The 11,204-nt window shown below is 62.7% G+C and carries 11 protein-coding genes and 1 pseudogene; 5 read left to right on the forward strand and 7 right to left on the reverse strand.

The window, feature by feature from the left end:
- Nucleotides 1–91: 91 nt before the first annotated feature.
- Genes terL through BLT50_RS16930 form a run of 3 tightly spaced genes read right to left on the reverse strand, consistent with a single transcriptional unit; the run spans nucleotide 92 to nucleotide 3,336 of the window.
- Entirely contained in the window at nucleotides 92–1,567 is a 1,476-nt protein-coding gene (terL, locus tag BLT50_RS16920) for a phage terminase large subunit (protein WP_090030157.1), read from the reverse strand.
- Nucleotides 1,554–2,003, reverse strand: a complete 450-nt coding sequence (locus BLT50_RS16925) for a DUF5681 domain-containing protein (protein WP_090030159.1) — start codon at nucleotides 2,001–2,003, stop codon at nucleotides 1,554–1,556. Before BLT50_RS16925 ends, terL begins: the two co-directional genes overlap by 14 nt.
- Entirely contained in the window at nucleotides 1,996–3,336 is a 1,341-nt protein-coding gene (locus BLT50_RS16930) for a site-specific DNA-methyltransferase (protein ID WP_090030161.1), read from the reverse strand. Before BLT50_RS16930 ends, BLT50_RS16925 begins: the two co-directional genes overlap by 8 nt.
- 626 nt (nucleotides 3,337–3,962) lie before the next feature.
- On the opposite strand from BLT50_RS16930, the gene BLT50_RS16935 reads away from it, so the two are divergent.
- The 3 genes and pseudogenes from BLT50_RS16935 to BLT50_RS16945 all read left to right on the forward strand — a co-directional run.
- Complete coding sequence (locus tag BLT50_RS16935; protein ID WP_090030163.1) at nucleotides 3,963–4,193, forward strand: DUF3489 domain-containing protein; 231 nt, start codon at nucleotides 3,963–3,965, stop codon at nucleotides 4,191–4,193.
- The gene (locus tag BLT50_RS16940) at nucleotides 4,190–4,597 is read left to right on the forward strand and encodes a DUF2924 domain-containing protein (RefSeq protein ID WP_090030165.1); all 408 of its coding nucleotides are present in this window, start codon (nucleotides 4,190–4,192) and stop codon (nucleotides 4,595–4,597) included. Before BLT50_RS16935 ends, BLT50_RS16940 begins: the two co-directional genes overlap by 4 nt.
- A pseudogene (locus BLT50_RS16945) lies at nucleotides 4,594–5,172 on the forward strand (recombinase family protein); the annotation flags it as partial. The gene BLT50_RS16940 and the pseudogene BLT50_RS16945, both read left to right, overlap by 4 nt.
- A gap of 57 nt (nucleotides 5,173–5,229) precedes the next feature.
- On the opposite strand, the gene BLT50_RS16950 reads toward BLT50_RS16945, so the two are convergent.
- Genes BLT50_RS16950 through BLT50_RS16965 form a run of 4 tightly spaced genes read right to left on the reverse strand, consistent with a single transcriptional unit; the run spans nucleotide 5,230 to nucleotide 7,690 of the window.
- Entirely contained in the window at nucleotides 5,230–5,937 is a 708-nt protein-coding gene (locus BLT50_RS16950) for an IS6 family transposase (RefSeq protein ID WP_090030167.1), read from the reverse strand.
- Nucleotides 5,938–5,946: 9 nt separating this feature from the next.
- Complete coding sequence (locus tag BLT50_RS16955) at nucleotides 5,947–6,195, reverse strand: hypothetical protein (RefSeq protein ID WP_090030169.1); 249 nt, start codon at nucleotides 6,193–6,195, stop codon at nucleotides 5,947–5,949.
- Nucleotides 6,192–6,953 (reverse strand): SDR family NAD(P)-dependent oxidoreductase, encoded by a 762-nt coding sequence (locus BLT50_RS16960; RefSeq protein WP_090030171.1) that lies wholly within the window; start codon nucleotides 6,951–6,953, stop codon nucleotides 6,192–6,194. Before BLT50_RS16960 ends, BLT50_RS16955 begins: the two co-directional genes overlap by 4 nt.
- Nucleotides 6,950–7,690, reverse strand: a complete 741-nt coding sequence (locus BLT50_RS16965; protein WP_090030174.1) for a TetR/AcrR family transcriptional regulator — start codon at nucleotides 7,688–7,690, stop codon at nucleotides 6,950–6,952. The genes BLT50_RS16960 and BLT50_RS16965 overlap by 4 nt, the downstream gene beginning before the upstream one ends.
- Before the next feature lie 97 nt (nucleotides 7,691–7,787).
- Between BLT50_RS16965 and BLT50_RS16970 the strand changes: the two genes are divergently transcribed.
- Both BLT50_RS16970 and BLT50_RS16975 read left to right on the forward strand, forming a co-directional pair.
- Nucleotides 7,788–9,578 carry an acyclic terpene utilization AtuA family protein gene (locus BLT50_RS16970; RefSeq protein WP_090030175.1) on the forward strand — a complete coding sequence of 597 codons (1,791 nt, stop codon included), beginning with the start codon at nucleotides 7,788–7,790 and terminating at the stop codon, nucleotides 9,576–9,578.
- Nucleotides 9,575–11,197, forward strand: coding sequence for an acyl-CoA carboxylase subunit beta (locus tag BLT50_RS16975; RefSeq protein WP_175491512.1), 1,623 nt, complete (start codon nucleotides 9,575–9,577; stop codon nucleotides 11,195–11,197). The genes BLT50_RS16970 and BLT50_RS16975 overlap by 4 nt, the downstream gene beginning before the upstream one ends.
- The last annotated feature ends 7 nt before the right edge of the window (nucleotides 11,198–11,204 follow it).

The raw sequence follows: 11,204 nt of genomic DNA on the forward strand, positions 1-11,204 counted from the left end.
TGCCCTCCTCAAGCCAAGTTCCTCTGACAAAGCCCCTACGACCTTCTGGTTATGAGCCTGAGGGGGTGGCGAGCAACGAATAGTTGCCCTGTCACCGCCGCCCAACCCGCGCCAACTGCCTCTCGCGGCGCTCTCGGTTGATCGCGTGATCCCTTCCAAGGGCACGATAAAAGCCGGGTCCCTTTGACCAGTTCAGGAACTGGCTGAAGCTGTCGACCTGGTCGTCGTGGCTCCCGCGCGGGAAGGACTGCAGCTCGCGTTTGAAGGTGGACAGCCACGGCGCCTCAGCGGGCAGCAAGACCTTGCCCTCTTCCACCGGTGCGCAAGCCGCGTTGAACCGTATCTCCTTGTCCTTTTCAGGTGTTATGGCTTTGAACCGCCGGTCATCCCGGAAGAGCTCATGCAAAAGAGGCCGGCCTGTCGCCGCATCCTCGATGAGAACACGCTCCGGGTCCCAACAGGCTGCCAAGGCCAGCACCTTCGCCTTCAGGTCAGGATAATCCAGTTGCCCCCGCCACATATCGAGCAGGTACCAGGCATTCTCCCGGAAGCCCCATGTCGTGCAGACCGAGAAGTCAGAACGCGGATCCGCGGAGGTCCCCGTGTCCCAGCTTTGGACCACCAGTTGATACCAGCGGCGTTCCTCGATGTCCGCATAAGTTCCAAACCACTCCCAGCGCAGCGGTGACCCGTCCGGGGCAATCGGGTTCTGCTGGTACTGGCAATTGAAGACCGCCGCCCCCATTTCCCGGCGAAGGCCATCGAGTGTCGCACGGTCAAGCCGCTGCGGGAAGAGCAGATCGCCCGGGGCGCGCCGGTGCACCCTGCCCCGCCCGACCGGAACGACCTCTGCCTCTTCCGCTATGGCCGGCAGGTTGAGATGGCGGTAGGTCCCCTTGCCGAGCAGGTATCCCGGCGGGTCGGCTTCGTGGAGACGTTGCGCGACCATCACCACCCGGCCCTCGGCTTGATTGTCAAAACGCGACAGCAAGGTGCCATCGATGAACTCCTGCGCCCGCACCAGTTCCGCCTCAGAATTGGCGTCGCCGGCTTTCAGCAGGTCATCGATGATGATGTAATCCGCGCCGTGCCCGGTCACGGCACTGCCAATGGAGACAGCCTTTCGGCTGCCGCCTTGAGTGGTCCGGATTTCGTCGGCGGTGTTGCCCCTTGTTGCAAGCCGCGTCTGCGGAAACATCTCCTGGTACCAGCGCGACGTCATCACGCGCCGGCAGTCTTCCGAATGCTTTCGAGCGAGATCGAGACCGTAGCTGGCTACGATGATCTTGGCGCCGGGCCGATGCCCAAGAAGAAAGGCGACATAGGCGACCGCCACAGTCACGGATTTGAGGCAGCGGGGCGGGATGTTGATGACAAGGCGCTTGTTCTCGCCCGTGTGGACATTGTCCAGCTCGTGACACATCGCGCGCACGTGCCAGGCCGGCACGAACCTGTCCTCCGGCCTGCCGTTCAGCGTATCGAAGGTTTTCCAGACGAAGGCGAAGAAGTTTTCCCGGCAGAGCGCAAGTGCTGCCTGACGGACCATACGGGGATCAAGCATCTTCATGGTTTTCCTCCCCAACTGTGTCGCCGCCCGCCTCGTCCTCCGTATCCCCGCCTTCCGTCGCCGTGAAGTAGTCGCGCAGGATGTCGAAGTCGACGGCCTCAGGACCGGGCACCTGCTCTTCGGCCTCGACCTCTGACACAAGCCGCCCGTAGAGATCCGGGTCAAGTTTCAAAAGCGTGAACAAGGCTTTCGGGTCGCCTTGCAATGCGCTGGCGACAATGCGTTTGGCCATAGCCGCGGCCTTGGAGATCGTGACCTGGCGCCCGCCCTCGCGCACCGTGATTTTCGAGTCCAGCTCGCGCTTCACGCTTGCAAGAACACCGCGTGCGTTTCTCGGGCGCCCCTTGGGATTGCCGGACTGGCCCTTCTTGAACTGGCTGTGCTTCGGCGGCTTGCCGTAGCCCACCTCGTAGTCTTTTTTCTTCTTGTCAGACATGGCCAGCCTCCTCTTCCAGCGGCTGGTTCGACGTGGCGGCACGCGTAGTGAAGCTCTCGCCGGATGCAGCATGCACGGCCTCCTGCCCGGTTTTCTCCTGCCAGCGACGGATCGCGACATCGACATAAAGCGGGTCAAGTTCAACCAGCCGCGCCCGACGACCGGTCTGTTCCGCCGCGAGCAGCGTGGCACCGGAGCCACCGAAAACATCGAGCACCACGTCACCGCGCCGGGTCACGTCCATGATCGCATCGGCCACCAGTGCCGTCGGCTTGACCGTGGGATGGTCCACGAGATCGGCCGCGCGTCCCTTGCCGAAGCTGTTCACGCCGGCATAGTCCCAGACATTGGTGCGGTTGCGCCCATGCTTGCCCAGTTCCACGTTGTTGACGTGGCCCGCACCCGGTTTCTTGAAGATGCAGACCAGTTCATGCTTGGAGCGATAGAGGCTGCCCATGCCGCCATTGGTCTTGTTCCAGACGCAGAGATTGATCAGGTCGAAGCCGCAGGACTTCCCGACCGTGATGAGATCCTCCACGTGCCGCCAATCCATGCAGATATCGGCAATCCCGCCCATGGGCAGGGTATCGAACAATTGGGCCAGCACGTTGGCAAGGAAAGACCGGAACTCGGACGGCGTCATCTCGCCGGACGCCATCGCAAACTCGCGATGCGCACCCCCGTTGCCCGCGCGCACATGCCCCTGCACGGGCACATTGTAGGGCGGGTCGGTGAACACCATCTGCGGCGTCTCGCCATCAAGGATCCGGGCATGGTTGTCAGGTTCGAGCGCATCGCCGCAGAGGATCCGGTGGTCCCCGAGGATCCAGAGATCCCCGGGCCGGGTGACGGCCGGAATGGCCAGATCGGGATCGGTGACTGTTTCCGACGGTGCATCTTCCGGACCGGCAGCGCCCTCGATGATGATGTCGATCTCGGGCAACTCGAAGCCGGTGATGTCGAGATCAAAGCCGAGATTCCCGGAAAGGCCGAGGTCCATCAACTCGGCAAATTCGATCTGCAAGGCCGCCTCGTTCCAGTCCGACAGTTCCGCAAGCTTGTTGTCGGCAATGCGCAGGGCGCGCACTTCAGCCGGCGATAGGTGATCTGCCACGACAATCGGCACGTTCTGCATCCCCAGGGCCTTCGCCGCCTCGAGACGGCCATGCCCGGCGATGATACCCATCTGCGCATCGACAAGGATCGGGGTGACAAAGCCGAACTGAGCAACCGAAGCCTTGAGTTTGCCAATGTTCCTGGCCGTGTGGACGCGGTTGTTCTGCGCGTAGGGTTTGAGGTCGGTGACCGGCACCTGCATGACCTTGTCGGCCATCCAGACGGACGGGGACGATACAGGCGCATCGTGTTGGGGTTTGGTTTTGCGTTGAGACATGCGTCTCTCCATTTTTTGATCCGCTCGTGGCGGAAGGTTCAAAATGGATCGCATTGGGAGATTCGGAGAGGGCATTCACAGCAACTCCCCGGACTGAACGATCCGGTGAATTGCCCCTTCGAATGCTCTCGGCGGGCCGCAGCTTATGCGGCACGGAGTGCTGCCTGGGGGATGCAATATCCCCCCTCGGGAACCTGTCCCTAGCAGGGCACCACCTGTTTACCCAAAAGAAAAACTCCAGTCAAGTAATTGTTTATGAACAAGAATCATGGGCGTGGTACCGGCGGCTCGCTCCCTGCCGCACCGGATTGCACCGATCTCCTCTTGCCCACAAAAACAAGCGGGGCACGCCTGACGCACGAGGCGCGGCCCTTTCTCAAGGGAAATGGGGGATATCAAAGTAGGTTCGCCGTGGGGCCCGTGTAAAACCCTTCGCCTTGCCGCCAGACGGGACTGGACTACCGGCCCGAACCACGCATCACTGTCGCCACGCCCGCAGGAGATCGGGCGTTCCTCGGTACAGGGGTCGGCATCCTGCCGGTCCAAACACTCCGAGGAGACACACAATGTCCAAACACAAACAGACAAAGATCGGAACGGTGCAGGCAATGCTCAAGCGCCCGTCCGGGGCCAGCCTCGACGCGATCTGCGCCGCCACGGGCTGGCAACCGCATTCGGCTCGGGCTGCCCTGAGCGGGTTGCGCAAGGCGGGTTTCACCATAGATCGCGAAGCCGCCAGGAAAGAAGGGGGCGACCCGGTTTACCGCATCACCACTGGACCTGAGGATGCAGCATGATCCGGGTCAGCGATCTCGAGGACATGGACCGGGCCGCGTTGATCGCGGCCTGGACGGATATCGTCGGAATGCCGGTGCCCAAAGGCCTGAGCAAGCCGTTCCTGCGGCGGTTTCTCGCCACGGAGATCCAGACGCGCATGTCAGGAGGGCTGTCTCCCCGCATGCGCAAAGCATTGAAGCAGGACGAGACCCCTGCACAACGCCCAAGGCGCCCTGGTCTCGAGCCAGGCAGCCGCCTTCTGCGTGAATGGAATGGTGTCACCCATCTGGTCGAGGTGACCGATACCGGCTTCGAATGGAACGGACAGCACTGGCGTTCACTGTCGGTGATCGCGCGTGAGATCACCGGGGCGCACTGGTCCGGCCCACGCTTCTTCGGGCTGGGCAGGAAAACCTCACAATGAGCCAGCGTCCGAAGATCCGCTGTGCAATCTACACGCGCAAGTCTTCCGACGAAGGGCTCGACCAGGATTTCAACTCGCTCGACGCGCAATACGAGGCCTGTGCCGCCTATATCGCCAGCCAGCGTCATGAAGGCTGGAAGCTTGTGCCTGGGCGCTATGATGATGGCGGGCTGTCCGGGGGCACGCTCGAGCGCCCTGCCCTGCGCCGGCATATGGACGAGGTCGACGCCGGGCGCATCGACATGATCGTGGTCTACAAGATCGACCGGCTCACACGGTCGCTGGCGGACTTTGCCAAGCTGGTGGAGCGGCTGGAACAGGTGGGGTGCTCTTTCGTCTCGGTGACGCAGGCCTTCAACACCTCTTCTTCGATGGGACGCCTCACCCTCAACGTGCTGCTCTCCTTTGCCCAGTTCGAACGCGAGGTCACCGCCGAACGTATTCGGGACAAGATTGCCGCCTCGAAGAAGAAGGGCCTCTGGATGGGGGGCGTCCCTCCGCTCGGATATGATCCGCATCCCGACCGGACCCGGCGGGAGCTGGTTGTGAACGCCGCCGAAGCCGCGGTCGTCCGGCAACGGTGCTGTCAGACTAATGCGAACTCGTCTCCGCTAGGACAGTGACACTGTCCCTTATGCCGCGCAGAGACTACGCCACTCGGCCAGAGCAACGGTTCGGTTCTGCTTGAAGTGATCTCGTTTGGAGAGGCTGCGATCCTGGTTGAAATGGTTGACGACAGAAGAGTGGACGGAAACGAATTTCTGCAGACTTCGCATTCTCCGGAAGCGCTGCATGGCTCGTTCTCGTCGTCGGAATGGCAGATGCGAGTTCTCGACTCTGTTGTTCAACCAACGCCCACAGGCTTGCCGGTCTTCGCACCCCATGTCGCGAAGCGCGGCTTTGCAGGAAACGAACCGATCGGTGACCAGCACATCTGGCTGGCCATATCGCCGCATCAGTTTCCTGAGCATTTTCAATGCGGCGCGCTTGTTTCTTCGCTTGGTGACGACGCTCTCAAGCACCTCGCCTTCGTGATCGACGGCCCGCCAAAGATAATGCCGCTCTCCATTGATCTTCACAAAGACCTCGTCCACGTGCCACTGCCATCGCGAAAACGCACGCAGCTGCTGAATACGCCGCCGGCGGATCTCAGATGCAAACATCGGGCCAAACCGGTTCCACCAGAACCGGATGGTCTCGTGGCTGACGTCGATGCCTCGCTCGTGCAGCAGGTCCTCGACATTGCGGAGTGACAACGGAAACCGCACATAAAGCATCACTGCCAGGCGGATGATCTCAGAGCTGGTCTTGAAGTACTTGAAGGGGGAACGCTTGGTCATCTCGAGAGGCTACGAAAGACCCCTGCCCGCCTCAAGCCAAGTTCCTCTGACAAAGCCCTCCAGAATATGCGGCGTCATCAGGCCCGCCTCCCGCGCCAGTGCCTTCAGTTCCATCGACAGCTCTTCGGAGGGGCCATGCGCGCCAAGGCGCGGATCACGCTCGAACGGCACTACGGTTTCCCGCACGAAGGTCTCTACTCGGTCAGCAAGGTCCAATGCGCGGTCCGAGATACCGCTGCGTTCCATCGTAAAACTCATTTCGGGGCCATCCGTATTGCGCCGTCGAGGCGGATCGTTTCGCCGTTCAGCATGGGGCTTTCAACAATCGATCCAACAAGTTGCGCGAATTCCGCCGGATCGCCCAACCGGCTGGGGAACGGCACTTGCGCGCCCAGTGAGGCGCGGATCTCCTCCGACAGCGTCTCCAAGAGCGGGGTCAGGAACAGGCCCGGCGCAATCGTCATCACCCGGATGCCATAGCGCGCCAGTTCCCGCGCAATGGGCAGGGTCATGCCAACCACCCCGCCCTTGGACGCAGAATAGGCCGCCTGCCCGATCTGGCCGTCAAAGGCCGCGACCGACGCAGTATTGATGATCACGCCGCGTTCCTCTCCCACCGGGTCGGCTTTGTGCAGGGCGGCGGCGAATTGCGACAGCACGTTGAACGAACCGCTCAAATTCACGTTCAGCACCGTGTTGAAGACCTCAAGCGAGGCGGGCAACCCGTCGCGGTCGACGACCTTGCCCGGCGGCCCGATGCCGGCGCAATTGACCAGAATGCGCGCTTTGCCATGCAAGCCTTCGGCGGCGGCAATCGCCTCCTGCACCTCGGTGGCATCGGTGACATCCACCTTGAAAAACGCGCCGCCGATTGCCTTGGCATGCGCCTCGCCTTTATCAACATTCATGTCGAAAATGGCGACCTTGGCCCCGGATGCGGCCAGCTTTTCCGCCGTGGCCCCACCCAAGCCCGATGCGCCGCCTGTGACAATGGCGGCCTGTCCGTCGATCTTCATTGCGTACCCTCCCCGTCTTGCATATCTACATCACCCTGCTGGCCTGCGCGCAACTGGTCTTCGATATCAGTGATCACACCCTGCAGTCGCCGGATCACGCGCGCGCCGTCCAGAACACCCGCTGACGGACGGTCCATGATGCCCGCCGTAAACACCGTCAGGAACTGGGCCACCTCGGCCTTTGTATCGGGTTGCGAGTCGCGCAGTCGCGCGCTCCGCGCAAAATGCTCCAACCCGCCATAGAAGGCGTCGCGCATCACCGCCACCGAGACATCGGCGCGGATTTCACCACGCGATATGCCATCGCGAATGACCCCGTCAAACACCGCGACATAGCGCCGGTTCAGCGCATAGGCTTCGGTTTCGCGATATTCGCGCGACGGCAGATACGGCCCCATCGCCTCGGCGATCAGAGGCCATTCATCCAGCACCCGGCTGAAATGCAGCTGCGCCAGCGCGGTCAGTCGCACCTTGGTCTCATGCGCAGCCCGCACAGCAGCTTCCGCGTCCTGTGTCAATTCTGCGTAAAACTCACTGACCGCCGCCATAAGCAACGCCTGCTTGTTCTTGAAATAAAGATACACCGTGCCTTCGGCGAGGTTGGCTGCCTGCGCGATCGCAGTGATCTTGGCATCCTCTGGCCCCTTGTCGCGAAACACCGCCCGTGTGGCGGCAAGGATCGCGCGTTCCTTCTCTTCGACTTTCTCGCGTCGGGTCTTGGATGCGGCCTCGGGCATGGGGGCTCCAAAAAATGAACTTGATTCATCTATACTGAATATGCTTTCATTTCAGTCCTGACGCAATACCGATTACCGAGGGGAGACGGTTCAGGGGATGCGCGAGGGAGTGATCAGGATCGGCGGCGCGAGCGGCTATTGGGGCGATGACCCCACGGCGGCGGCGCAACTGCTGGATGCCGGCGGGCTGGATTATCTGGTCTTCGACTATCTGGCCGAGGTTACGCTCTCGATCATGGCGCGCGCCCGGGCCAAGGATCCCGATCAGGGCTATGCCCGCGATTTTGTCGATGTGGTGATGCGGCAGATCCTGCCCGAGATCGCGCGCCAGAAGGTGCGGGTGATCTCGAACGCGGGCGGCGTGAACCCGCAGGCCTGTGCTGCGGCGGTCCGCGCGATGGTGGCCGAAATGGGGCTGGACCTGACCGTGGCCGTGGTGCTGGGCGATGACCTGACAGCGCGCGCGCCCAACCTGTCCCCGCAAGAGATGTTCACTGGCGCGCCCTTCCCCGATGCGGATGCGATCTTTTCCATCAACGCCTATCTCGGGGCGTTCCCCATCGCCCAAGCGCTGGAGGCAGGCGCGGATATCGTCATCACCGGGCGCTGTGTGGACAGCGCCGTGACACTGGGGGCCTGCATCCATGCCTTCGGCTGGGGCACGGATGATCATGACCACCTGGCCGCGGGCACCCTCGCTGGCCATATCCTCGAATGCGGCACGCAAGCGACGGGGGGCAACTTTACCGACTGGCATCTGGTGGCGGGCAGCCTGGATCGCATCGGCTATCCGATTTGCGACATCTCTGCAGATGGCACGATCGAAATCACCAAGCCCGACGATACCGGTGGGCTCGTGTCGGTCGGCACGGTGGCCGAGCAGATGCTCTATGAGATCGGCGACCCACAGGCCTATGTCGTGCCGGACGTGATCTGCGATGTCTCTGCCGTCACACTAACGCAAGTGGCCAAAAACCTGGTGCGCCTGACCGGTGCACGGGGCACCCCACCAACCACCGACTACAAGGTCTCGGCCACCTATCTGGATGGCTGGCGCGTGGGCAGCACCACGACGTTTTATGGCAGCGACGCCGCCGCCAAGGCTCAGGCCTTTTGCGACGCGGTGTTTTCGCGGGCGCGCATGGCGCTGCGGCGGATGAACCTGGCGGATTTCACCGAAACCAGTGTCGAGATCCTTGGCGCGGGCAGTCAGACCGGCAATGCGGCCATAGCGGAGGAGGCAACCGAGGTCGTCGTCAAATACGCCGCCCGCCATCCCGACAAACGCGGATTGGACGTGCTGTTGCGCGCGGCCTCGGGGATGGGTCTGTCCGCGCCTCCGGGGCTTTCGGGTTTTTTTGGCACGCGGGCGCGCCCCTCTCCTCTGGTGCGGCTCTTTTCCTTCCTGTTGCCCAAGGCGGATGTACCGGTTGAGATTGACCTCGGTGACAATCGCCTGCCCTGCACCGTGGCAGAGGGTCAGGCCTTTGGCCCCGATACGCTCCCCCGCCCGACGCCGCCAAACTGCCCGCCCGCACCTGTCGATCCGGTCACCGTGCCGCTGGAGAGGCTGGCTTGGGGGCGCAGCGGCGACAAGGGTGACAGCGCCAATATCGGCATCATCGCGCGGACACCCGACGCCCTGCCCCACATCTGGCACAGCCTGGACGAAACAACACTCCAAGACCGCTTTGCCCATGTTCTGGAAGGCGAAGTCACGCGCTATCTCCTGCCCGGCTGCAACGCCATGAACGTGGTTCTGACCCGCGCCTTGGGTGGCGGCGGCGTGGCAAGCCTGCGCAACGACGCCTTGGGCAAAGGCTTTGCCCAGATCCTTTTGCAAACGCCGGTGACGGTGCCCAGATCGCTTTTGGAGGCCCTGTCGTGACCCCCTTTACCACCGCCATTGACCCCAAGTCCGACGCCTTCCAGCGCAACCGCGCCGACATGCTGGCGCTGATGGACAAGGTGCACGACCTGAAAGACCGCGCAGCCGCCCTGTCCGAAAGGCGCCGCCCGCGCTTTGACGAACGTGGGCAACTGACCCCGCGTGAACGGCTGCACCGCCTGCTGGATCCCGGCATGCCCTATCTGGAGCTTTACGCGCTGGCCAATTACCTTGTGGACACCGCTGATCGGGACGCATCCATCCCCGGCGCAAGCGCACTGTCGGGCATCGGGTTCATCAATGGCACGCGCTGCGTGATCTTCGTGGATGACAGCGGTATTGCGGCGGGCTCTGCCGTGGCCAAGACCTCGGACAAATTTCAGGCCTGCCTGGATATCGCGATGCGGTACAAACTGCCCTTCGTGCATCTGGTGGAAAGCGCGGGCGCGGATCTGTTGCAATATGCCGTTGAAAGCTGGGCCTTTGCGGGCCGTATGTTCTGCAAACTGGCACAGCTCAGCGCGGCGGGCATTCCGACAATCGCCGTCCTGCACGGCCCCGCAACAGCCGGAGGAGCCTACATGCCGGGGCTCAGCGACTATGTGATCTCCGTCAAAGGGCGCGGGCGGGCCTCCCTGGCTGCCGCCGCCCTTGTCCGCGCCGCAACCGGTGAGGAAACCAACGAAGAGGACCTCGCCGGCACCGAAATGCACGCCACCGTCTCGGGCCTTGTGGAATACAGCGCCGAGGACGATGCCCACGCCCTTCTGATCGCGCGCAATCTGGTCAAGCGGCTGGATTGGAACAAAAACGCCGCGCCCGGCCAGATGCGCGCCTATGATCCCCCCGCGCTCGACCCGGATGAGATCGCGGGGCTGGTGCCGGTGGATTACCGCAAAAGCTATGACGTGCGTGAGGTGATCGCGCGGATCGTGGACGGGTCCGTCTTTGAAGAGTTCAAACCGCGCTATGGTGCCTCCACCGTTTGCGTGCAGGCAGCGCTTTTTGGCCGGGCCTGCGGGATCGTGGGCAATAACGGCCCGATTGACCCCAACGGCGCCACCAAAGCGGCGCAGTTCTTCCAGCTTTGCGATCAGGCCGATATGCCTGTGGTCTTTTTGTCGAACACCACCGGTTACATGGTGGGCCGCGATTACGAGCGCGCAGGCATGATCAAGCATGGCGCCAAGATGATCCAGGCGGTTTCCAACCTGCGGGTGCCGCGGATCACGCTCTATATCGGGGCCAGCTTTGGCGCGGGCAATTACGGGATGTCGGGGATTGGGTTCGCGCCGGATTTCCTGTTTTCCTGGCCCAACGCCACCACCGGCGTGATGGGCGGTCAGCAGGCCGCCCTGACCATGGATCAGGTGGCGCGTGGCAGTGCCGCCCGGCGCGGCGTTGAGGTGGATGAAGACCAGCTCGCCCAGCAGAAAGAGCGCCTGATCGCCCATTTCGACGGCCAATCGGATGCGCTTTATACCTCGGGGCGGATGCTGGATCAGGGCATCATCGACCCGCGCGACACCCGTAAGGTTCTGGGCTTTGCGCTGGAAACCTGCGCCGAGGCGCGGCGACAGACCGTGCGCCCCAACGCCTTTGGCGTGGCGCGGATGTAAGGGGGAC

The sequence above is a fragment of the Lutimaribacter saemankumensis genome (genome assembly GCF_900100005.1).
Taxonomy (GTDB): Bacteria; Pseudomonadota; Alphaproteobacteria; order Rhodobacterales; family Rhodobacteraceae; genus Lutimaribacter; species Lutimaribacter saemankumensis.